Below are 22371 nucleotides of genomic sequence, written 5' to 3'. Positions count from 1 at the left end.
ATCATTTTCCTGCTTTCTACTTATTCGAAGCATTTGCAAAAGTGACAACGTCTTTAGCCAATTGTTCGTCGTCTTGCGGCAGGCTATTGACGAATTCCATCACTTTTTGTATTGAGTAGCCTTTGATGTTTCCTACAAAGATTTTCTCATAAACTGCTTCATCATTTCTTTCCTTATCTAACAATAGTTCTTCATATAGTTTTTCCCCTGGACGGATACCTGTTTCAATGATTTCGATCTCCTCTTCGCTATATCCGCTCAATCGAATCATATTTTTGGCTAGATCCACGATCTTCACTGGTTCGCTCATATCTAAAATAAAGATTTCGCCGCCTTTTGCTAATGCGCCAGATTGAATAACTAAACGACTCGCTTCAGGAATCGTCATGAAATATCGGGTCATACGAAAGTCTGTTACAGTGACTGGTCCGCCTTGAGCAATTTGTTCCCGGAATACTGGAATCACACTACCACGAGAACCAAGGACATTCCCAAATCTGACAGCTGAGAATTTCGTACATCCTTCTTCATTCAACCCAGTCACGATCATTTCAGCGATTCGTTTTGTTGAACCCATGACGTTTGGCGGATTGTTGGCTTTATCTGTCGAGACCATGACGAAGTTTTTTACTTTCGTTGCTTTGGCTGCTTCTGCTACATTTTTTGTACCGAAAATATTGTTTTTGACTGCTTCTTTTGGGTTGTATTCCATCAATGGTACATGCTTATGAGCGGCTGCATGGTAGACGATATCTGGGTGGTATTGTTCCATGATCTCATTGATTTTCTTGCGATCTTGGATATCTGCGATGATCGGTACGATTTCTGTAGGACACTTTTGATGATGCGTGCGTAACTCACGGTCAATCAAGTAGATCGAGTTCTCCCCATGTCCTAAAAGCAATAGCTTTACAGGATTGAATTGAATGATTTGCCGACAGATTTCTGAACCGATCGATCCTCCTGCGCCGGTGACAAGAATGACTTTGTCTGTGATCTGATCTTTGATGGATTCAATATCCAACTCTACCTCATCTCTTCCCAGTAAATCCACTACGTCAATTGTTTTTAATTTTGATACGCTAATTTTCCCTGAAGCAAGTTCTTCTATAGAAGGCATCGTATTGACTTTCACATGAGCGGATTCGACTAACTCGAAGATTCTTCGTAATTTTTTTCTTGATAAGGAAGGGATAGCGATCGTTACCATTTGAATGTCATATTTTTCAATCAATTCCGGAATATCTTTTAATGCACCTAATACTTTTTTTCCTGAAAGATACGTATTTCTTTTATTCGGATCATCATCTACAAACCCGACAACGTGGATATCTTGAGCTGTTTTGGATCCAAGAAGGCTGTTGTATAAAATACGCCCGCCTTCGCCAGCACCAACGATCAAGGTATTTTTAGCAGAATCTGCTGATACATATCTCATATTTTTTGTTTCGATGTAGATACGCCAGATCAATCGGCTACCGATGATCAATAAGAGCGAAAGCAGATAAGCAAAGATAACTAACCGTAAACTGTATCGCCGATTAATGAACAGCAGTATGAGGATACTTGAGGCAGCACTTGCAGATAGTGAACTAAAAATTGCAATGATCTCTCTTAAATTTGTATAGCGATTGATCCGAGTGAAAACTTTGAATAAACTACCATAAAATAAATAAAAACCAATCGACAAACCGATAGAGATTAAAATAAGGTCCATTGATATAGATACAAACGGCTTCATGAATTTAGCTGCTGCACTATTTGCAGCGATTAATAACAAGCTGTCCACAACAACCAATGTGGCAATTTTTCTTCTTCTTGTTAATATAAACACTTTTTAACTCCCCCTAAAATAAACCAAACTTCTTCTTTTTTACCTCTTCATAGACTGGATAACTGATCTCATCCCCGTTGATCAGGTCCTTTGCGACTTGTTTCATCTGTACTACTTTTTCCTTACCAAAGTCCTTGGCGATTTGCTCATAACATTCTTTTAAGTAAAAGGTACGTTTAGAGACACCATGGGCATCGGAAGCAGCCATTTGCACGAGGTTATGTTTGACCATCGTTTTGGCTGTTTTCTGGATATCTTTGCCAAATACACCGACATAACTTGGTGCGGTGAGTTGGGCCAAGCATCCCATATCTAGGAATGGCAGCAAATGATTCGGGTCTTTACGAAAATGCGCGTTGCGTTCTGGATGGACGATCACTGGTGTCTTTCCTAGTTGTAACAACTCAAAAAAGAGCCGTTCTGCATATAACGGAACTTCCAGTGTCGGAAATTCGATTAGAAGATATGTATCATCTAAATCTGTAAATAAAATTTCATCTCGGTGGATGTCTTCAATCAGTGTTCCGGTAATACGTACTTCTTGTCCTTCCAATAACGTCAAAGGCAATTGTCTTTTCTCTAATTCTGCTTGTAACGAAGCGACTAGAGAAATGACTTGTGATTTTTCATTGCTGTATTTTCCATTATTGTGATGGGGGGTGCATAAAATATGTGTGATTCCTTGTTGAATCGCTTTTTCAGCCATGGCGATACTGGCATCTAAGTTTTCTGCTCCGTCATCGATTCCTGGCAGGATATGGCAATGTAGATCGATCATTTCTCTTGTCTCCTCTCTTTTTATTTCTTAATTCCCGTAGTAATAGCCAGCATCTCTGCTGTGTTCTGCTCCATTGTATACAACACCAAGGACTCGCGCTTGTACCATATCTAACAGTTCTTTTGCTTTAGTCAATGATTCTTTTCGTGACGTATTTTCCCGTACGACCAATAAGGTGCCATCCGTTTTTGAAGACATGATCTGTGCATCTGTTACGGCAACGACTGGCGGCATGTCGAAGATCACTACATCAAATAGTTGTCTTGCTTCTGCTAAAATCTGATCCATTCTTGGCGAACTTAGTAGTTCTGATGGATTTGGTGGTTTAGGTCCACTTGGCAGAATCGACAAATTGTCGACTGGTGTTCGTTGGATCTCATCTGCTACACTTCCTGATGAACTAAGAACAGTACTTAATCCGCTTGCGTTGTTCAACTTGAACGTTTTATAGATGACGGGCTTACGTAAGTCTGCATCGACTAGCAGCACCCGTTGACCAGATTTGGCAAAAACAACGGCAATGTTTGCTGCAGTGGTCGATTTCCCTTCTCCAGGTCCTGATGAAGTCACAACAATCGTTTTGATTTGCTGACCAGCTGCGGAGGCAAACTGGATATTCGTCCGAATCGTACGATATTGTTCAGCGATTGGTGAAGAGGGATTGGTGAGTGTGACCAAACTGACTGCATGAGTTTGGGCTGCTTTTTGTTTCTGTGTTCGTGCCATTTTTCTTTCCTCCTAGACTCTTGAGCGGCTTCTGCGTGATGGCGCTGTTTTATCGTTTGTAGCTTTTGGTTGTGTCTGAGCTGGTCCTTTTTTACGGATACCAGCATTCAATTCTTTCGCTGACATTTCTGGTACAGTCCCTAAGATCGGGAAGCCCAATGTATCCGTCACATATTTTTCATCTTTTACTGTCCGATCGAGTAATTCAAATAAGAAAGCTAGACCTACGCCTACCATCATTCCTAACACTAAGCCAATCACTAGATTCAATTTATTATTTGGCGAAACAGGTGTCGTATTGGCAACTGCACCTGAGATGATCGAGATTTTATCGACATTCATCACATCTTTGGCGTTCTCTTGGAATACTTGTGACGTTGTATTAGCGATTTGTTGAGCCGTCACTGCATTTGTGCTTGTTGCTTGGATCGAGAACATTTGTGAATTTTGTGACTGATTGACGGAGATAGCATCTTTAATTTGTCCAGCAGTCATTTTCACATTGTCTTCTGTTTCTAAACGATCTTTGACTTCATTTAGTACTAGATCACTGACGATCATATCTTTATACGTATTGATCATTTGCAGGTTCGTATTGACATCATTGACATTTGCAGTATCTGATTGCGGCAGTGTCACGATCAATTGGGCTTGTGAGCTGTATTTTGGCGTCAAGATGAAAAACGTCACGATGCCTGAGATGGCCAAGCCAGCAAACATTGAGATGAGGATTGTTATCACGTGTTTGCGCAATGTTTCAAAAATTTCTTTCAAGCTGATTGTCTCTTCCATTTTTTCTCCACTTTCCTATTTATTCTCTAGATTCATTTGATCTTTTAATTCTTTTTTCACACGATCAAGTTCTTGATCGCTGACTTTTTGGTATGAGATATTGTCTTGCATGAAGCCTTCTCCTTGCAGCTGATCTTGCTTGATCGTACCAAATGCATCCCGATAATCTAAAGCAATCTTTTTCATTTCATCAAAGCTCATGTCTGTTTTCATATTCGACTCTAGAGCATTCAAAACGGATTGATAGTTGCTTACACCGTTCAGACTCAACACTTTTTTCGCTACACCTTCTACGATCTTTCTTTGACGTTCTTGTCTGCCGTAGTCACCATTTGGATCTTCATAACGCATACGAGAATAAGACAATGCCTGATCCCCGTTCAATGTGATTTTACCGATCGTAAAATCATAGCCATCTTGTGAGAAGGTGAGGTCATTATTGACTTCGATACCACCAACTGCATCAACGAGTTCTTTTAGACCTTTCATATTGATTGAAACATAGTGATCAATTGGGATGTCTACATATTTTTGTACGGTATCCATCGCCATGGCAGCTCCGCCGAATGCGTAAGCGTGGTTGATCTTGTCTTTTGTGTCATGTCCAACGATGTCGACATACGTATCACGAGGAATGCTGACAATCGTTGTCTGTTTGTCTTCAGGACTGACTGTGGCAACCATCATCGTATCTGATCGTCCTTGATCGACCCGACCTAAATCTCCCGTATCGATCCCCATCAATAGAACAGAGAAAGATTCTTGTTTGTCCAGATCAACTGGTTTTGTTCGTTCTCCTTGGGTTCGTTCCACTGATTCGTAAGTTTTCTCAATAGAATGTGAGAGATCTAGATATAATTTTGCTCCTACTCCTACGATTGCTAATACTAGTACGACAAGAATTGCTAAAATAATTAGAAATATCTTTTTCCCTCTTGATTTTCTTCTTCGTTTTGCCATAGTTTCCTCCGTTTGCTAGCCTTGCTTGAATTCTCGCTTATTAATAGCTCGTATTGCTATAGCCCATTTGCTGAGCGACTGTTTCTGCTTTTGACGCGTATGTGGCTCTTATTTTTTCATTCCGGATCTGTTCGATGAGACTGAGTGCGGTCAAATATTGATCGTAAGTAGCAGTAGCTGTTACTTGACCGTCTTTCAGCATCGTATCGAATAGCTGATCTAGTTGCGTGACTTGTGCAATTTGGGTATCAGCGAATCCTAGATATTGCATAACGACCGTTTTCCAAGCACTATCCTTAAAAAAGCTCATATTTTCACGTACATGGGCGACATCTGCACTTGCCAACTTTTCTTTGATGATGACATCATCCACAGCTTGCTGCCAGTTTGATACGTTTTTAGTAAATAATTTATTGACAGCCGTCTGGATCTTCAGTTTTGATTCTGCATCCTCTAACTGTGTTAAGACTGCTTTCTTTTCTTCTTGGATCGCAGCAGCTTCTTTAGGTAATTCTGATTCCTTGATGTCATAATCATCTGCTGACAGTTTGATAGAAGATAGTTTATGTGACAAATTTGAAACTGTTTCTTCTGTTATTTCAGGATTTAGGAAAATTTTTTCTTTTGTACTGTACAGCTTATCTACTTCTTTTGATAAAGAGGTCACGGTGTCTTTTTGATTGGTGATGGCAGATTCTGCGTAATTGATCCGTTGATGATATTGCCGCTGATTATTGAGATGGTATCCAAACAAGCAAATCACAATAGCGCCTGTGCCTACCGCCACAGTAGCCAATAACTTGACGAACGGCTTTTCCATAGATTCACTCCTAAATATTGATGATAGATAAATAAAGATGTGATTCATTCACATCAGAATGAGCGCTTTTTATTTTAAAAGCATAATTAAACTAATATATTCATAGAAATATTTATAAACAGGTTTTCCTTATATAATCATACCACAAACAGTTTTCTTGACTAGGGAAATTCCTAATTTAAAAGTAAATATAACAGTAACAAGATTATGATTAATCTTTTTCGTTTTTATTTCCTCACTTTTCATGAGCATTTTGAAAATTCGAACAAAGAATAAAATAACAAAAATTATTAAAATAGAATTAATAACAGCTATTTATATTTATAACAAAAAAACAGAGACACAGCACGTTTCGTGCATGCTCTCTGTTTTTCAAACAAAAGACTATTTTGTGATGATTTGATCCAAGCTTGCTAATGACAAAGCCATGGCAGCTATTTGACTAAGTTGTGTTAGTCGGTTCTTACGTACTGCTGGTTCATCAGCCATGACCATCGTTTGATCAAAATAATTTTCGATCAGTGGACGAAGAGCGACAAGCTGGTCGTAGTTTTCGTGGATCGTTTGGTCAGCAAAACTTGCTTTCATTGCTTCTACTGCTTTGTGTAATTCTTTCTCTGCGTCGTTTTCGAACAGCTCAGGGTTTACTTCTGATTGTTTTTCAAGCTGCGCTTTTTTCGCTAAGTTTACGACACGTGTCAAAGCTTCCATTGAAGGTTTGAAGTCTTCATCTGCAAGATGTTGTTTGAACAATTGTGCTGCTGCAAATACTTTTGTCAGATCTTTTTGTTCCGCATTCAAAACAGCATCGATGACATCATGACGAATATTCTTCGTTGTCAATAATTGGCGCAGACGGCCTTTGATAAAGTCGATCACTTGTTGTTGCCCTTCTGATAAACCAATACCGAAACGATCCGTATCTTTACTGATAACATCACTAATCGTTTCTTGCAGAACAGACAAAGGAAAGGCCCATTTTTTCGACTCGATGATCCGAACGACACCGTATGCTTGGCGACGTAAGGCATAAGGATCGTTTGACCCGCTTGGAATCATCCCAACTGCAAAGAAAGAAAAGATGCTATCTAATTTATCTGCAATCGCTAAAACAGAACCTACTGTAGACTGAGGTAGCTCTCCTTCACTGGATATAGGCATGTAATGCTCACGAATCGCTGTCGCTACAGCAGGTTTCTCGCCTTTCAGCAGAGCATATTTTTCGCCCATGATCCCTTGTAGTTCAGGAAATTCCCCTACCATGTTGGTTACTAGATCAAATTTATAGATTTCAGCAGCTCGTTGCAGATCCATCAATTCTTCCTCAGATAGTCCTACTTGTTCGCCAATGATACGGACAATGACTTGTACCCGCTGCATTTTCTCATAGATACTACCGATTTTTTCATGGAAAGTAACAGTTTTTAGTTTTTCAACGTATTGGTCGATTGAAGCTTTCTTGTCTTCATTATAAAAGAATTCCGCATCTTCTAAACGAGCCGTCAATACTTTTTGATTGCCTCGAACCACATTTTCCAATTTTACCCGATCACCATTACGAGCAGAAATAAAATGAGGAAGCAGCATACCTTGATCATTCCGTACCTCGAAATAACGTTGATGTTCTTTCATAGAAGTGACTAGTACTTCTTCAGGAACAGAAAGATATTTTTCTTCGAAGTCGCCAGAAAAGACAGTTGGATATTCGACTAAATTGTTGACTTCTTCTAGTAAATCTTCGTCTAGATCAATAACCCAGTGATTTTTTTCTGCTAATTCGTTTGCTTGTGTAACGATCATTTCTTGTCTTTTTTGCGGAGACGCAATGACGAATTGTTCATTCAATTTTTCTTCATATTCTTTTGCATGCGCAAATGTCACATCTTCGCCTAAGAAACGATGACCTCGAGAGGCTCTGCCTGTTTTGACATCCAAGATTTCGAATGGGATTACTTCATCATCTAACAATGCCACGATCCAGTGAATAGGGCGGATATATTCAAAATCGTATTCTGCCCAATGCATCGTTACAGGGAAAGTCAGGCTTTTAATGACATCTGCTAAACCTGTCAATACTTCTTTGGATTCCTTACCATGAGTGTATTTCGTTACATAGACATATTCCACACCTTTTAATTCTCTAAATGTGATAGCGTCTGTCGTCAGACCTTGTCCGCGGACAAATCCTTCCGCTGCTTTCGTCCAGTTTCCATCTGCGTCCAAAGCAATTTTTTTGGCTGGTCCTTTGACTTCTTCTTCACTGTCCGCTTGTCGTTCTGGAATATTTGTTACTTTGATTGCTAAACGGCGCGGTGTGGAAAATGTTTCGATCGTATCATAAGTCAATTGGTTTTCATCTAAAAATTTTGCTGTTTTTTCTTCTAATTGTTTCATGCTTGGTGTGACAACATGGGCAGGCATTTCTTCCAACCCGATTTCAAGTAATAAGTCTTTTGCCATCTTATTCAGCCTCCTTCACGGTTTCTGGATTTGCTGTGTTTTTATTCAACAAAGGGAATCCTAATTTTTCGCGTTCTGCCACAAAGATTTTGGCTACAGCACGAGCCATGTTGCGGATGCGAGAAAGATAACCGGCACGCTCTGTTACGGATACTGCACCGCGGGCATCTAATAAGTTGAATGTATGGCTACATTTCAAGATATAATCATACGCCGGATGAACAAGATTTTCATCGATACAGCGTTTAGCTTCTTTTTCAAAACGATCAAAGTTGCTTAGTAGCAAGTCTTGGTCGCTTACTTCAAAAGAATATTTGGAATGTTCATATTCTGGTTGTTTGAAGATCTCGCCATATTTCACGCCATCAGCCCATTCTAAATCATAGACACTTTCAACTTCTTGGATATAAGAAGCAAGACGTTCTAGTCCATAAGTGATCTCAGAAGTGACTGGTTTACAAGGCAGTCCACCAACTTGTTGGAAGTACGTGAACTGTGTGATTTCCATTCCGTCAAGCCATACTTCCCAACCCACACCGGCACAGCCCATGGATGGGTTCTCCCAGTTGTCTTCAACAAAACGGATGTCGTGTTCTAATGGATCGATTCCTAAAAGGCGCAAGCTTTCTAAATAAAGCTCTTGGATATTCTCAGGTGAAGGTTTCATCACGACTTGGAATTGATGATGCTGATACAAACGGTTTGGGTTTTCACCATAACGTCCATCAGCTGGTCGGCGAGATGGCTCTACGTAAGCAGCATTCCATGGTTCTGGTCCGATTGCCCGTAAAAAGGTATATGGGCTCATCGTACCTGCTCCTTTTTCTGTGTCATACGCTTGCATCAGCATGCAGCCGTTTGATGACCAAAATTTTTGTAATGTTAATATCATATCTTGGACGGTCAATTTTTTACTCATCTGTTTTGCCCCTTTCAATTTTAAAGCGTTGCTGTCAAATAAGAATACAGGAAAGAAAACGACAAAAAATCCCTATGTCTGATTACAGACATAGGGACGAATAATTCGCGGTTCCACCCTACTTCCGAATAAAGATTCGGCAGCTTCATTTATCGTACTCGCAAGTGCCTCTTCAAAAATCGTTTGGGTCCGGCTCCCACTCTCCCGAACTCGCTAAACCACGTGTTTTTTACTGATCTTGGTCAATGTACGTATTCATTTTGCAGTTTTCTTGTTTCTATAATAGATCCTATCACTGAACGATCTATTTGATCTACGGTTAATAATAGACGGAACTCCCTGTGTTTGTCAAATGGTTTTGATTTTTTGTTGTATGTTTCATTTACTATTCTTCTTTTTTAGGTAGATCTTTTTCAGACATGTCTTTCTCTGGCGTCTTTAATACGTGTGCCCAAGACTTCATTTGATCGATGAACTTTTTGCTTTTCAAATGGATACCGACATATTCATCATACAGCTGGTCGATGAGTTCACGGATTGCTTGTTTGGTTTCTTCTTTCAGATGGATTCCACTGATCTTATCATAAGAAATAGCTGAAAACATCCGAACGAAATAAACAGCTCGAGGATCTGCATGATAACGGTGATCATCCATCGACCAGTGTCTTTCGCATATCACACCACCATATTTGGAAGAATAGTCAAATTTTCCTTTTGTTTCCCCACATACGACGCAGTGTGTCCAGATTGGTGCAATTCCGAAGCGTTGCAGTATTTGGACTTCAAAAATATTCGTGATGATTTCTGCATCGTCTCCTTGGTCCATCCGTTGCAGTGCTTGTTGCGTAAACTGGAACAAATGCGGGTCGTACTGATGATCTTCGATTGCCGCATCTACTAGATTCAATAAATATGTGCCATAGCCGCTCAAAAAGATGTCTTCTTGGATGTGTCGAAACGCATGGACATCTTTGACACTGCTTAAAAATGACAGACCTTCACTTCGAAAATTCCCGATATAAACTGCTTCAGTAAAAGGGAGCAAAGCCGGAGCTAAGGGCTGATTTTGCCGATGGATCCCTTTGATATAAAACATCATTTTGCCAGAAGATTCTGTAAAGATTTTGACTAATTTATCTTTTTCTTTGTAATTACGGCTAGATAAAATCAAGCCTTTTGATTCTGCAAGCTGGCTCATATTCTCCCTCCTAAAAAATAAATCTGGAAAAGCAGATTCTGCCGATCCAGATCATTTATGTTGCGATCTTCCGCAGCTTTTCTCAACACGCGGATTTTTATCCAGTTTATTTCTATACCTAACTTACAAGAAGCTCAGAATATCAGTATTCGTCTTTTCGGTAGCCGAAGTCTTGCAGATAGACTTTTTTGTCTCGCCAGTCTTTTTGAACTTTGACCCAAAGTTCTAGAAAGACTTTGTCTCCTAAAAGATTTTCGATATCCTTTCTTGCTTTCGTTCCTACTTGCTTCAGCATTTTTCCGCCTTTGCCGATAATGATTCCTTTTTGGCTATCTCTTTCGACAATAATCGTAGCCTGGATATGGATTTTATCATTCTCGTTTCGCTTCATCGAATCAACAACGACTGCGACAGAATGAGGCACTTCGTCTCGTGTTAAAAACAAGACTTTCTCACGGATCAATTCAGAAACGATGAAGTATTCAGGATGATCAGTCACTTGATCATCTGGAAAATATTGTGGGCCCTCTGGCATTTCACTGACTAATACATCCATCAAACGTTCGACGTTGTTTCCTTCTGTAGCAGAGATTGGAATCACTTGTGCAAAGGGCATCTGCGTTGAATAATCTTCAATGATTCCCAACAACTCGTCTGGATGGATTTTATCGATTTTATTGATAATCAGATAAACAGGAGAATGCACGTTTTTTAGACGTTCAATAATAAAATCGTCTCCCCGACCGCGTTTTTGATCAGCGCTGATCATAAATAAGACCGCGTCCACTTCTTTCAACGCACTGTAAGCTGCTTCTACCATAAAATCTCCTAAACGATGCTTTGGTTTATGGATTCCTGGTGTGTCAATAAAAATCAACTGAGCTTCTGGTGTAGTATATACTCCTTGGATTTTATTTCTAGTTGTCTGTGCCTTATCACTCATGATGGCAATTTTTTGACCCACGATTCGATTCAATAAAGTGGATTTTCCTACATTCGGGCGGCCGACGATTGCGACAAACCCTGATTTATGTTCTGGCATATACGTTCTCCTTTTTAATTAAACAACAAATGATATATTTTAGGGACAAATAAAATCAACCCAACGATAACGGCAAAACAAGCGGTCACTAAAACTGCTCCAGCTGCCATATCTTTGATTTTTTTCCCAATCGGATGAAAATGAAAATCCGTAAACATGTCCACGACATTTTCAAAAACAGTATTGATGATCTCTACTATCCATACGAGAAAAACAGCTAAAAGCAGCCATAACCATTCTATCCGATCAAGTTGGAAAATCACGCCCATAAACAAAGCGAGGATTCCGAACGCAACATGTTTCCTCATGTTGCGTTCTTCCTCAAAAACGGTTTTGACTCCTTGGACGGCAAATTCCACGGACATCAGGAAATGTTTGTTTTTCTCTACGTTTTTATCTTTTAAGTCCATAGGCATCTAAGATCTCTTTCTGTAAACCAAACATTTCTTTCTCATCCTCTGGTGTCATATGGTCATACCCGTTGATATGCAAGAATCCATGAACCGCTAAAAAGCCAAGTTCCCGATCATACGAATGGCCGTAAGCTTCTGCTTGCTCTGCAGCACGTTCAGTAGAGATCATGATGTCTCCCAGTACACGAGGTAATGGATTCTCTCCATCTTCAAAAATCACTGGGATTTCGTCTTCGCCCTCTTCTTCCAAGGCAAAACTGATGACGTCTGTCGGTGCATCTTTTCCACGGTAATCACGATTGATTACTTGGATTGCTGCGTTGTCCATGAAAGTAACAGACATTTCTGTTTCTTCTGGCAACTCTAAATATGATGCTGCAAATTGCAACAAGTCGTCGATTTCTTTCATTTTCTCTTCTGATACTTGGTTTGTTTCATCCATGAAAGTAATATCCATTATACATCGCTTCTTTCTATTCTTCTTGCTATTCTTCTTGTTCTTCTTTTATCTTCTCAACTTCCGATTTCATTTTAGGATATTTGATCCGAGAATGGAAGGTACTGCTTAAACCGCTGATCAATGATTTTTCTACTTTACGGATTTCTTTTAACGTCAATCCACTGTCGTCCAATTGTCCATCGGAAATACGCTCTTCTATAAGATTATGGACAAAACTTTCGATTTTTTCGCTCGTTGGATGGTCCATTGCCCGTACTGCCGCTTCACAACTGTCAGCTATATTGACGATTCCTGCTTCACGGCTTTGAGGTTTTGGTCCAGGATAACGGAATTGCTCTTCCGTGACTTCCGGGTTGCGTTCCTTTGCCTTAACGTAGAAATAACGCATCAGCGTGGTTCCATGATGCTGTCTGCAAATATCGATCACCATTTGCGGCATATTATAATCTTCCAATATTTTGGCACCATCTGTCACATGTCCAAAGATAATATGTTTACTGTCTTCTGGCAATAAGAAATTGTGCGGATTTTCCGCTCCTGAAGGCAAGTTCTCAACGAAAAAGCTGGCGTGTTTGATCTTGCCGATATCATGATAATAGCAAGCTACTCGAGTTAGTAAAGAACGTCCACCGATTTCTGCTACAGCATTAGCACTTAGATTGGCTACCATCATGCTATGGTGATACGTACCTGGTGCTTCTTCCAGCAACTGTTTCAATAAAGGATGATTAGGATTGCTGAGTTCATTTAATACGATCACACTATCATCATTGACCATCAATTCAATATAGGGGTGCAGACCTATCGTCAGCAAGAATGAGAACAATGCACCTGTGAATCCGCAGACTAGCGTTAACCAAGTCGTTGCATCCCCAAAGCTCATTCCTTGGTAGATAATCAAAATGACATCCATCATCACAGGGAAAATAATGACCCACATAGCAGCGGATAACCCTTGTTCTGAGATCCGTTTGCGTCTGACGATCGTTGCCATGAGACCAGAAAATACATAGGACATCAAAATAACTGTCAGAAAGTTCGTGCCAATCGAATCATAAAAAATGAAAAGTGCGGATACTGCTTGGAAAATACCAGCCATGATCCCTGCTCTTCGATTCAAGAAAAAGCTTAAAACAAGTGGAGCAAAAGCCGCGGGGTAAAACAGCGGAATATAAGCAGCTTGTTCTGTTTGGAAGAGTTGGAAAAATTTCATTAGTACGACGCTGACTGACATTGCTGTCACGTAGAAAAGTACGTATTTTGTTCTTTCTCCTGCATTTTGAAATTGGAGTGAATTATAAATCAGTACACCGATTTGAAGCAAAACAGCTAAAACCATGGCAATGAGTGGGAAAATCGAAGTCGTTTGATTCGTCAATCCTAGTAATTCCAATTTTTTCATCGCTGAAGCATCAATTTGATTTCCTTCGCGAACAATGATTTCTCCTTGGAAGATCATCACTGGTTGTACAGCTTCTCGTGCAGATTGTTTTAATTCTTCTGTCTTTTTCTCATTCAATACATCATTGACTACAATGCCTTGATCCACTAAGTAGCGAATCATTTGTTGCTGCTCTGTTGTGACATTCAAATATTGAATCTGATCTTCTGCTTCTTGTTTAAAAGCTTCCAATTCGCTTTCACGAACTTGTTTACTCATCTGTTCGTCAATGAGCTTCAAACTTTCATCCCTAACCGTGTGAATTTCCGTTTCAGTCATTTCAAATATCGTCGAATAAAAATTGTTCGGCAGTTTTTGGTAAAACGCAACGTTTTCTGCATTCACGTTTTCAAAATTTTTCTTCAGTGTAGCAATCCGCTCTTCTGTAGTAGGTTTCGGGATATTTTCATCTTCCTTCGCCTTATCTACCTTGTCATTATAAGATTTGTTGATGGTATCATTCGTCTTATCGATCAATTCGAATAATTGCTTGATCCGATTGTTCTGGTCATCTGCCAGATCTTTTTGATAAGTATATTCTGGAGTCACTGCTTCTGCTGCCAGTTTTCTTCTTTGTTCGGTTTCTTCCGTGTTCTCAATCGTTTTATTCGCACGGATACTCTCTTCTGCTACTTGGCCTTCTCTGAAATCATTGGCCTTTTGTTTGACACTACTAAATGTAACGCCGCAGACAATGATAAAAAACAAGAACAGAAGGAAAGGCAATGCTGCCTTTCCGAGTTTTTCTTGTAGTTTCTGCAGTGTTTTATTCAACATGTGCTTATCCTCCTAAGCAAAGCTTATTCTTGATGAAGATCCGCCTTTTCATAAGCTTTGATGATTTCGGCAACTACAGGGTGCCGAACAACGTCACTTGCTTCAAAATTAACAAAATCGATTTTTTTGATTTGCTTTAATGTTCGTTCTGCATGAACAAGACCACTTGTCGTCCCACGAGGCAAGTCTATCTGACTTGTATCCCCATTGACAATCATTTTTGATTGATAACCGAGACGGGTCAAGAACATTTTCATCTGAGCGACTGTCGTGTTTTGTGCTTCGTCCAAGATAACGAATGCATCATCCAATGTCCGCCCCCGCATGTAAGCTAAAGGTGCGATTTCGATCACGCCTCGTTCCATCAATCGGTTCGTATGATCCAATCCAAAAATTTGGTATAAAGCATCATAAACAGGCCGCAGATAAGGATCCACTTTTTCTTTCAGATCCCCGGGTAGAAAGCCTAGGTTTTCCCCTGCCTCCACAGCGGGCCGCGTCAAAATGATTTTTTGCACTTCGCCTTTTTTTAGGGCAGCAATTGCTAATACTACGGCAAGAAACGTTTTCCCTGTTCCGGCTGGCCCTACACCAAATACGATGTCATGTTTGGCTACCGATTCAACGTATTTCTTTTGACCGCTGTTTTTTACCCGTATAGGTTTTCCATTACGGTCTTTGACGATCTCTTCCTCATACATCTCAACAAAATAATCTAATGTACCTTTTTGCCCCATCTTCAATGCCGTCACAACATCTGGCGTACTTACGTGGATTCCTCGTTTGATCAATTCCTGTAATGTCCGAATGACTGAGGCAGCCAAGGAAATCTGGGATTGCTCACCAATGATCTGAATGATTTCTCCACGTGTATGGATGGTTGTTTCCGTTGTTTCCTCGATCAGTTTTATATGCTTGTCGTGTGCACCTAAAAGCATGCTGACATCATCAGCAGCTGTCAATCTAATCTCTAAAGAACTAGACTCTTCCGTCAAAAATAGACATCCCCTTTTTTTCGATTCATTCTTTCCTATTTTACCATACTCAGAAGAAACTATATAGCAAATAAGAAAAGGTTGTAAAAGAGTCGCTTAACCATACGTACCAAGAAACGTTAAAAAATAGCCGTTTCCATTCGCTAAAGGTCTCGTTTTGATAAAAAGAAGCTGAGAATGTAAGTTATATGAAAGTGGAGAACAAAATATTTCGTTTCATTCAACAAGTATTCTCTAGGTATTTTTCCTGTTTCAAAAAAAGAAAACAAAATAGTTAAAATATTCTTGCATTTCAAAAAAAACAGGTGTATTATTACGTCAACAAATAAACATACAGCAAAGCGTCGAGGAAAACAGTAGGCTATTCAACGATTTATTCCCAGTGAGTCATGTAAGTGAGAAATGACAATAAATCGAATAGACGAACATCATTTCCGAGTCAATGTCGAAAACGTAGATCATTGTGGCTGCCTCCATTATCAGGCTAGCGGATAACTTTATCAAAAAGCGTCCGTGAATGAAGAAGCTTTTTTAAGCGAAAAAAGGTGGTACCGTTCTAGAATCTAGAGCCCTTTTCCCAAGTGGAAAAGGGCTTTTTTTTATTTTAAGGTGGTGGTTTTCATGGAATCTGATATTAGTGGCATTACTAATTGCTGCAACGTTTATATCGTCAATCAAAATGATAATTATTGGAGGAAAAATTTATGGAAGAAACAAAAACTTATTCATGGAAACAACTATTGATGGTCAGTTCACTTATCTTCGGGATGTTCTTCGGGTCAGGTAATCTAATCTTTCCTGTCCACTTAGGTCAAATGGCTGGCGCAAACTGGGTCAGTGCTGGCGTAGGATTTGCTATCTCAGGTGCTCTTTTCCCATTACTAGCTATCTTAGCTGTAGTAGTGACAAAAAGTGATGGTCTGTATGACTTAGCTAAACCTGTCGGAAAATGGTATGCTGCCTTGTTCTTAATCCTTGTTCATTTGACGATCGGACCATTTTTCGGTACACCACGGACAGCTGCTACTGCTTTTGAAATGGCTGCTAAACCATTTTTGCCTGAAAAATATAATTCATTAGGTATGTTTTTATTCTCTGCTCTTTTCTTTTTACTTGCTTATTTCCTTACTGTCCATCCCACACGGTTGGTCAAATACGTCGGAAAGTATCTAAACTCCTTGTTTCTTGCATTATTAGCAATCATTTTTGTCGTTTCTTTATTCCACCCAATGGGAAATCTAAATCAATCTGCTGCAGATACTTACCAAACAAACGCTTTAACAAATGGTGTCCTAGAAGGTTATAACACGGTTGATGCAGTAGCTTTGCTTGCCTTAAGTGTCACTTTTGTCCATGCAGTCCGTGACCTTGGTTTCAAAGATAAAAAAGTCACAGAATTAACAGCAAAAGCTGGTAGCCTGAGCGTTGCGCTAGAAGTCATGATCTATTTTGGACTTGTTCTTCTCGGTGCGATGAGTTTGAATAAGATGTCTTTATCAGAAAATGGCGGAACTGCACTTTCTCAGATCACTAATTTTTATTTAGGTAACTTCGGCGCTAGCTTCTTAGGAGTGATGGTCACATTAGGTGTCTTCACTACCGCTATGGGACTCGTTGTTTCTTTTGCGCAAGATTTCCATAAACTGTTCCCTAAAGTCAGTTATATGACATGGCTGCGGTTAACGACTTTCGTCTCTTTTGTCGTTGCAAATGCTGGTTTAGACAATATCATCCAATGGTCTTTACCAGTATTGATGCTTTTGTATCCATTGTCGCTTGCGTTGATCTTGCTTTCCTTAACAGCAAAATTTTTCCAAAAGACACCATTTGTCTATCAAGTAACGATGTTGTTTGCTGCTGTTCCTGCCGTATTGGATATGCTGGCAAATTCGCCTGCTTTAGTGAGTCAACAAAGAGTTGTAGCAAGCATGCTCGAATTTTATCATCATCACGTTCCTTTTGCTGCATTAGGACTTGGCTGGATGGTCCCAACGTTACTTGGTTACGCTGGCAGCCTACTGTTTTATTACGCCTATCGCCTATCAGGGTATAAACAAGAAGCAAATGAACTACCAGAAGAATAACCAAATCAAACACAATTTAACATAAGAAATATTAAACAGGAAAAAACCAGCTAGATGAAAGAATCCTATTCTTTCGTCTAGCTATTTTTTAGATTTCTTTTTTACGCGCACAAAAAAACTGCGGACAATGATTGTCCGCAGTTTAAATGATAAAATTAAGATTGTAATAGTTCTTTCACAATGGCATTTACTTGGTTTCCATCTGCTTTTCCTTTGACTTTAGGCATGATCGCACCCATGACTTTGCCAAATTCTTTCATTGATGAAGCACCAGTTTGTGTGATTGCTTCTTGAACAAGTTGTCGAATTTCTTCGTCGGAAAGTTGTTCCGGCATGTATTTTTCGACTATCACAATTTCACTTTTTACTTTTTCAGCTAAATCGTCACGCCCTGCTTCTTCAAACTCATGCAAAGAATCACGTCGCTGTTTCATTTCGCGAGACAACACCGTTAATTCTTCTTCTTCTGTCAAGTCGTGACCTTCTTTAATCTGCTCGTTTTGTATAGATGACTTGATCATTCGGATGACTTGTAAAGATTCCTTATCTTTCGCTTTCATCGCTGTTTTCATGTCATCGTTTAATCTACTTAGTAGTGACACACTACCAACTCCAATTCATCACAGAACTAGAATTTTTTGCGTTTTCTAGCTGCTTCAGATTTTTTCTTGCGTCTTACACTTGGTTTTTCGTAGAATTCACGTTTACGAGATTCTTGTAAAGTACCCGCTTTTGACACGGAACGTTTGAAGCGACGAAGAGCATCGTCAAGTGATTCGTTTTTGCGAACGACTGTTTTTGACATGTTAATTCCCTCCCTCCGAGCTTAAAAAGTAACCGTAATTGTTATTGAAATATATCTCAAAAAACAAGACTGTCCTGTAAACATTATATCTAATGCTGTTTTGACCGTCAAGGAAATCTTGCTTTTTTTTAAAATTATCAAATGTTATTTTATTTAAATCCTTATTGACAATTTTCACATCTTCCGAAAATCTCGAATCTATGCCCTTCGATCGTACATCCACCGAGCTGTTCTTCGAAATAATTCATTGGACACATATGGATTTCTTTCGTTGTTCCGCACACCGTACAGATAAAGTGATGGTGATGGCCGATTTCTCCTTGACAGCAATGAAAACGAAACTTCATCTCTCCATTTAAATCGGTTTCTTCCAGTAAATCGATTTCTGCAAAATCATGGAGATTTCGATAAATCGTATCGTAACTTACTCCTTTGAATTCCTGATTCATATAGTCAAAAACTTCTTTAGCGGATACGTAGCGATTGCGCTTCACTAAATAAGTTAACAATGCTTCTCTTTTTTTAGTATATTTAAAACCGTTATTTTTCAATGTTTCTAGTGATTGTTCGATCAATGTCTGTTTTTTCATGACTTATTCCTCCAAATCAAAATGATTACGAAGTACACATTCTAGAGTATGGTATAATAAACATAAAAAAAATGCAAGTGAGGTTTTATCCATGTCTTCCGATTCTACAGAAATCGTTACTTTTTTTGTCATCTCCGACTCTGCTGGAGAAACTGCGACAAAATTAGCACAAGCCACTATGGCCCAATATCCTAGCGTTGAGTTCAATTTATTCCGCAGAACATTTGTGACAGATGAGAAAACATTGATGCAGGCACTGCAAGATGCACTAAAAGAAAAAGCCCTTGTCCTACACACATTGATCAATCAAGAATTGATCGAGATGACGCGTTCTTTTTGTGAAGAACATCAATTATTTAGTTTTGATGTGATGACTCCGCCGATATCAGAAATCGAGCGCTTAACTGGTATCAAGCCCATTCGGCAACCTGGCGCCCTTCATTTATTGAATGAAAACTATTTCAAACGGATCAAAGCAATGGAATTTGCTGTAAAATACGATGACGGGAAAGATCCTCGTGGGTTTCTAGAAGCAGATGTCGTTTTGCTAGGCGTATCCCGAACTTCCAAAACGCCTTTGAGCTTGTTTTTAGCTAACAAAAATTTAAAAGTTGCCAATCTACCTTTGATCCCACAAGCACATATTCCCAAACAGCTTTGGGAGATCGATCCTAAAAAAATCGTGGGACTGACGAATAACCCAGATATTTTAAACAATATCCGGAAAGAACGGATGCGCTCTTACGGATTAAATCCTGATACTGCTTATTCCGATATCGAAAAAATACGAGCTGAACTCGATTTTGCGAATGATCTTTATGAAAAATTGGGCTGCGTAGTAATCAATGTCGCTTCTTTATCTATTGAAGAAACAGCTTCGCTTATTTTGAATGCTTTAGACCTAGAAGACCATAGTTATTATGGAACTGAAACCACCGAAGAAACAGACTAACAATTTTTCTTTAAAAAAACTGGACTGTGTCAGCGAAGAAGATTCGTTGATACAGTCCAGTTTGTCTCTATTTGCACCTATCGTTATTGATGTTCCACATGTTTGAGCGTCTGGTTCAAAATATCCAGTACGTGAGAATCATCAAGACTATACAAAATCGCTTTTCCCTCACGATGGAACTTGACGACATGGTTTTCTCTTAATAAACGCAGTTGATGCGATACAGCAGATTGTTCCATTTCTACTGCTTGGGTGATTGCTGTCACATTTTGTTCCCCGTCTTTCAGATACAGCAGAATTTTGAGACGAGTGGGGTCACTCAACATTTTGAATAGTTGGCTGACTTTCTCTACTTTTGTTTTTTGCGTGTCTGGCAATCCATTCACCTCCAACTTGAAAAAAGACTGACTTCTAAAGTTTACCACTTTTTCCATCAGTCTCAAGTTTTTTTATTCTTCTGTCATTTTTTTGATAATCGCTTCATAAGCGGCTACTTTTTCAGCTGCGTCTTCTGAAGAGTTTCCTTTTACACCGATATAAAATTTGATTTTCGGCTCAGTTCCTGAAGGACGGATAGCGATCCAGCCATTTTCTTCCAGCGTATACTTCAATACGTCAGATGGCGGTGTCGTTAGTTTTTCTACGTTTCCTTCACGGTCTGTTCTCGTCAACTCTTTGAAGTCTTCTGTTTGGATGACTTTTGCTCCGGCAAATTCTGTCGGTGCTTCTTCACGGAATTTTTCCATCAAAGCAGAGATTTTTGCAGAGCCTTCTTGTCCGCTCATTGTCACAGAAATCGTTTTTTCTGCGTAGTAGCCATATGTTTCAAAAATCGTTTGCAAGCCGTCATACAATGTTTTGCCTTGTTTTTTATAGTAAGCTGCTACTTCTGCTAATAAGAGCAATGCTTGAATCGCGTCTTTGTCGCGAACGAAAGGTTTAACTAAATAACCGTAACTTTCTTCGAATCCGAACATAAAAGTATGGGAATGATCTTCTTCAAATTGTTGAATTTTTTCAGCAATGAATTTGAATCCTGTCAATACATTGAACATGGTAGCCCCATAGTGTTCCGCAATTGCTGTAGGCAATTCGCTAGAAACGATTGATTTCAATACCGCTGCATTTTCAGGTAAAGTGCCTCGCGATTGGTGTGCTTCCAAAATATATTGAGCAAACAGGGCTCCGATTTGGTTTCCTGTCAATACTTCATAGGAGCCATTTGGCAAACGAACGGCTGCGCCTAAACGGTCTGCATCAGGATCTGTTGCAATCAGTAAGTCAGCGCCTTCTTTCTCGCCAAGTCGCATCGCATACTCGAAAGCAGAGTGTTCTTCTGGATTCGGTGATTTGACTGTAGTGAAATCCGGGTCTGCGACAGCTTGTTCTGGAACTAGTACGAATTGTTCGAATCCAGCTTGTTTCAACGCACGTTCGCCCAACATTTTTCCTGTTCCGTGAAGTGGTGTGTACACAAGCTTCAAATCTTTACCCATTGTTTCCACCAATTCATGATCAATCGTTACTGCTTTGATTTCTTCTAGATAAGCGGCATCCACTTCTTCTCCGATGATCGTGATCAATCCGCTATGTTCAGCTTCGTCGTCAGATAATACTTCAACTTTTAACGGATTGCTGACTTCACGGACATATTTCGTCAATGCATCTGCGTCTGCAGGAGGCATTTGTTCCCCATCTTCTCCGTAGACTTTATATCCGTTGTAAGCTGCTGGATTGTGGGATGCGGTTACCATGATTCCCGCAAACGTCTTCAAATGACGGACTGCAAAAGAAAGCTCTGGTGTTGGACGTAGACTTTCGAATACATAAGATGGGATATTGTGATGTGCTAATGTTTTGGCTGCTTCCATGGCAAATTCTGGTGATTGATGGCGTGAGTCATAAGCGATAGCGACACCTCGGCGTTTTGTTTCTTCGCCTTGTGTATCCATGAAACGTGCAAGTCCTTCTGTTGCTTGTCTTACCGTATAGATGTTCATTCGATTGATCCCAGGCCCTAAGATTCCCCGCATGCCTGCAGTACCGAATTCCAACGGTGCATAAAAAGCATCTTCAAGTTTTTCAGGATCTTCACCCAGATCATTTAATTGTTTTTTTAAGTTTTCTTCTAAATTTTCTTCATGTACCCATTGTTCATACACTTGTTCCCAAGACATGAAAATAACACCTCTTTCTGAAATATGGTTCTTAATAAGTATAGCATTCACTTATTAGATATGAAAGTACGAGGTCTAAAAAACGCTTAAATCAAGAAAGGATTCTTTTATCAAGCACGGTTGCAAGTATTCGCATAAATCGGATTCA

At 39.6% G+C, this 22371-nt stretch carries 21 protein-coding genes; 2 read left to right on the top strand and 19 right to left on the bottom strand.

Annotation, left to right across the window (positions count from 1 at the left end):
* Positions 1-16 precede the first annotated feature (16 nt).
* The 14 genes from AC1F25_RS01920 to AC1F25_RS01855 all read right to left on the bottom strand — a co-directional run bounded on the left by AC1F25_RS01920 (position 17) and on the right by AC1F25_RS01855 (position 15615).
* Positions 17-1834, bottom strand: a complete 1818-nt coding sequence (locus AC1F25_RS01920) for a polysaccharide biosynthesis protein (protein ID WP_479994205.1) — start codon at positions 1832-1834, stop codon at positions 17-19.
* Between the two features lie 13 nt (positions 1835-1847).
* Positions 1848-2612, bottom strand: coding sequence for a tyrosine-protein phosphatase (locus AC1F25_RS01915; RefSeq protein ID WP_002334849.1), 765 nt, complete (start codon positions 2610-2612; stop codon positions 1848-1850).
* Between the two features lie 27 nt (positions 2613-2639).
* Positions 2640-3338 carry a CpsD/CapB family tyrosine-protein kinase gene (locus AC1F25_RS01910; protein WP_002314703.1) on the bottom strand — a complete coding sequence of 233 codons (699 nt, stop codon included), beginning with the start codon at positions 3336-3338 and terminating at the stop codon, positions 2640-2642.
* A 12-nt stretch (positions 3339-3350) separates the two neighbouring features.
* Entirely contained in the window at positions 3351-4130 is a 780-nt protein-coding gene (locus AC1F25_RS01905; RefSeq protein WP_104846747.1) for a YveK family protein, read from the bottom strand.
* A gap of 15 nt (positions 4131-4145) precedes the next feature.
* Positions 4146-5090 (bottom strand): LCP family glycopolymer transferase, encoded by a 945-nt coding sequence (locus AC1F25_RS01900; protein WP_002308652.1) that lies wholly within the window; start codon positions 5088-5090, stop codon positions 4146-4148.
* 40 nt (positions 5091-5130) lie between these two features.
* A complete protein-coding gene (locus tag AC1F25_RS01895; RefSeq protein WP_479994204.1) occupies positions 5131-5910 on the bottom strand; it encodes a hypothetical protein in 780 nt (259 codons plus the stop codon).
* Between the two features lie 384 nt (positions 5911-6294).
* Positions 6295-8370 (bottom strand): glycine--tRNA ligase subunit beta, encoded by a 2076-nt coding sequence (gene glyS / locus AC1F25_RS01890; RefSeq protein ID WP_047929353.1) that lies wholly within the window; start codon positions 8368-8370, stop codon positions 6295-6297.
* Between the two features lies 1 nt (position 8371).
* The gene (gene glyQ / locus AC1F25_RS01885; protein WP_002305598.1) at positions 8372-9289 is read right to left on the bottom strand and encodes a glycine--tRNA ligase subunit alpha; all 918 of its coding nucleotides are present in this window, start codon (positions 9287-9289) and stop codon (positions 8372-8374) included.
* A gap of 385 nt (positions 9290-9674) precedes the next feature.
* A complete protein-coding gene (recO, locus tag AC1F25_RS01880; RefSeq protein ID WP_002314698.1) occupies positions 9675-10487 on the bottom strand; it encodes a DNA repair protein RecO in 813 nt (270 codons plus the stop codon).
* Between the two features lie 142 nt (positions 10488-10629).
* Entirely contained in the window at positions 10630-11529 is a 900-nt protein-coding gene (gene era, locus AC1F25_RS01875) for a GTPase Era (protein ID WP_002288753.1), read from the bottom strand.
* Positions 11530-11543: 14 nt separating this feature from the next.
* On the bottom strand, positions 11544-11939 hold the full coding sequence (locus tag AC1F25_RS01870; RefSeq protein ID WP_002316408.1) for a diacylglycerol kinase family protein: 396 nt from the start codon (positions 11937-11939) through the stop codon (positions 11544-11546).
* Entirely contained in the window at positions 11923-12399 is a 477-nt protein-coding gene (ybeY, locus tag AC1F25_RS01865) for an rRNA maturation RNase YbeY (protein WP_002291700.1), read from the bottom strand. The genes AC1F25_RS01870 and ybeY overlap by 17 nt, the downstream gene beginning before the upstream one ends.
* A 28-nt stretch (positions 12400-12427) precedes the next feature.
* A complete protein-coding gene (locus AC1F25_RS01860) occupies positions 12428-14620 on the bottom strand; it encodes an HD family phosphohydrolase (RefSeq protein ID WP_002291699.1) in 2193 nt (730 codons plus the stop codon).
* A 23-nt stretch (positions 14621-14643) separates the two neighbouring features.
* Positions 14644-15615 (bottom strand): PhoH family protein, encoded by a 972-nt coding sequence (locus tag AC1F25_RS01855; RefSeq protein ID WP_002291698.1) that lies wholly within the window; start codon positions 15613-15615, stop codon positions 14644-14646.
* 704 nt (positions 15616-16319) lie between these two features.
* Here AC1F25_RS01855 and brnQ point away from each other — a divergent pair.
* Positions 16320-17699, top strand: coding sequence for a branched-chain amino acid transport system II carrier protein (brnQ, locus tag AC1F25_RS01850; protein WP_002291696.1), 1380 nt, complete (start codon positions 16320-16322; stop codon positions 17697-17699).
* Between the two features lie 155 nt (positions 17700-17854).
* On the opposite strand, the gene AC1F25_RS01845 is transcribed toward brnQ, so the two are convergent.
* The 3 genes from AC1F25_RS01845 to AC1F25_RS01835 all read right to left on the bottom strand — a co-directional run bounded on the left by AC1F25_RS01845 (position 17855) and on the right by AC1F25_RS01835 (position 19094).
* Positions 17855-18301 (bottom strand): GatB/YqeY domain-containing protein, encoded by a 447-nt coding sequence (locus AC1F25_RS01845; protein WP_002291695.1) that lies wholly within the window; start codon positions 18299-18301, stop codon positions 17855-17857.
* Between the two features lie 26 nt (positions 18302-18327).
* On the bottom strand, positions 18328-18504 hold the full coding sequence (gene rpsU / locus AC1F25_RS01840; RefSeq protein ID WP_002287321.1) for a 30S ribosomal protein S21: 177 nt from the start codon (positions 18502-18504) through the stop codon (positions 18328-18330).
* 161 nt (positions 18505-18665) lie between these two features.
* Positions 18666-19094 carry a Fur family transcriptional regulator gene (locus AC1F25_RS01835; RefSeq protein WP_002287322.1) on the bottom strand — a complete coding sequence of 143 codons (429 nt, stop codon included), beginning with the start codon at positions 19092-19094 and terminating at the stop codon, positions 18666-18668.
* A 91-nt stretch (positions 19095-19185) separates the two neighbouring features.
* Here AC1F25_RS01835 and AC1F25_RS01830 point away from each other — a divergent pair, with 91 nt between their 5' ends.
* Positions 19186-20046, top strand: coding sequence for a pyruvate, water dikinase regulatory protein (locus AC1F25_RS01830; protein WP_002314696.1), 861 nt, complete (start codon positions 19186-19188; stop codon positions 20044-20046).
* Positions 20047-20129: 83 nt separating this feature from the next.
* Here AC1F25_RS01830 and AC1F25_RS01825 read toward each other — a convergent pair whose 3' ends face one another.
* Positions 20130-20480 (bottom strand): ArsR/SmtB family transcription factor, encoded by a 351-nt coding sequence (locus AC1F25_RS01825; RefSeq protein ID WP_479994203.1) that lies wholly within the window; start codon positions 20478-20480, stop codon positions 20130-20132.
* A 15-nt stretch (positions 20481-20495) separates the two neighbouring features.
* The gene (locus tag AC1F25_RS01820; RefSeq protein ID WP_479994202.1) at positions 20496-22223 is read right to left on the bottom strand and encodes a phospho-sugar mutase; all 1728 of its coding nucleotides are present in this window, start codon (positions 22221-22223) and stop codon (positions 20496-20498) included.
* Positions 22224-22371 lie beyond the last annotated feature (148 nt).

This window comes from Enterococcus sp. M-BR2 (assembly GCF_056612775.1).
This window is presented reverse-complemented; position numbering and strand designations above follow the sequence as displayed.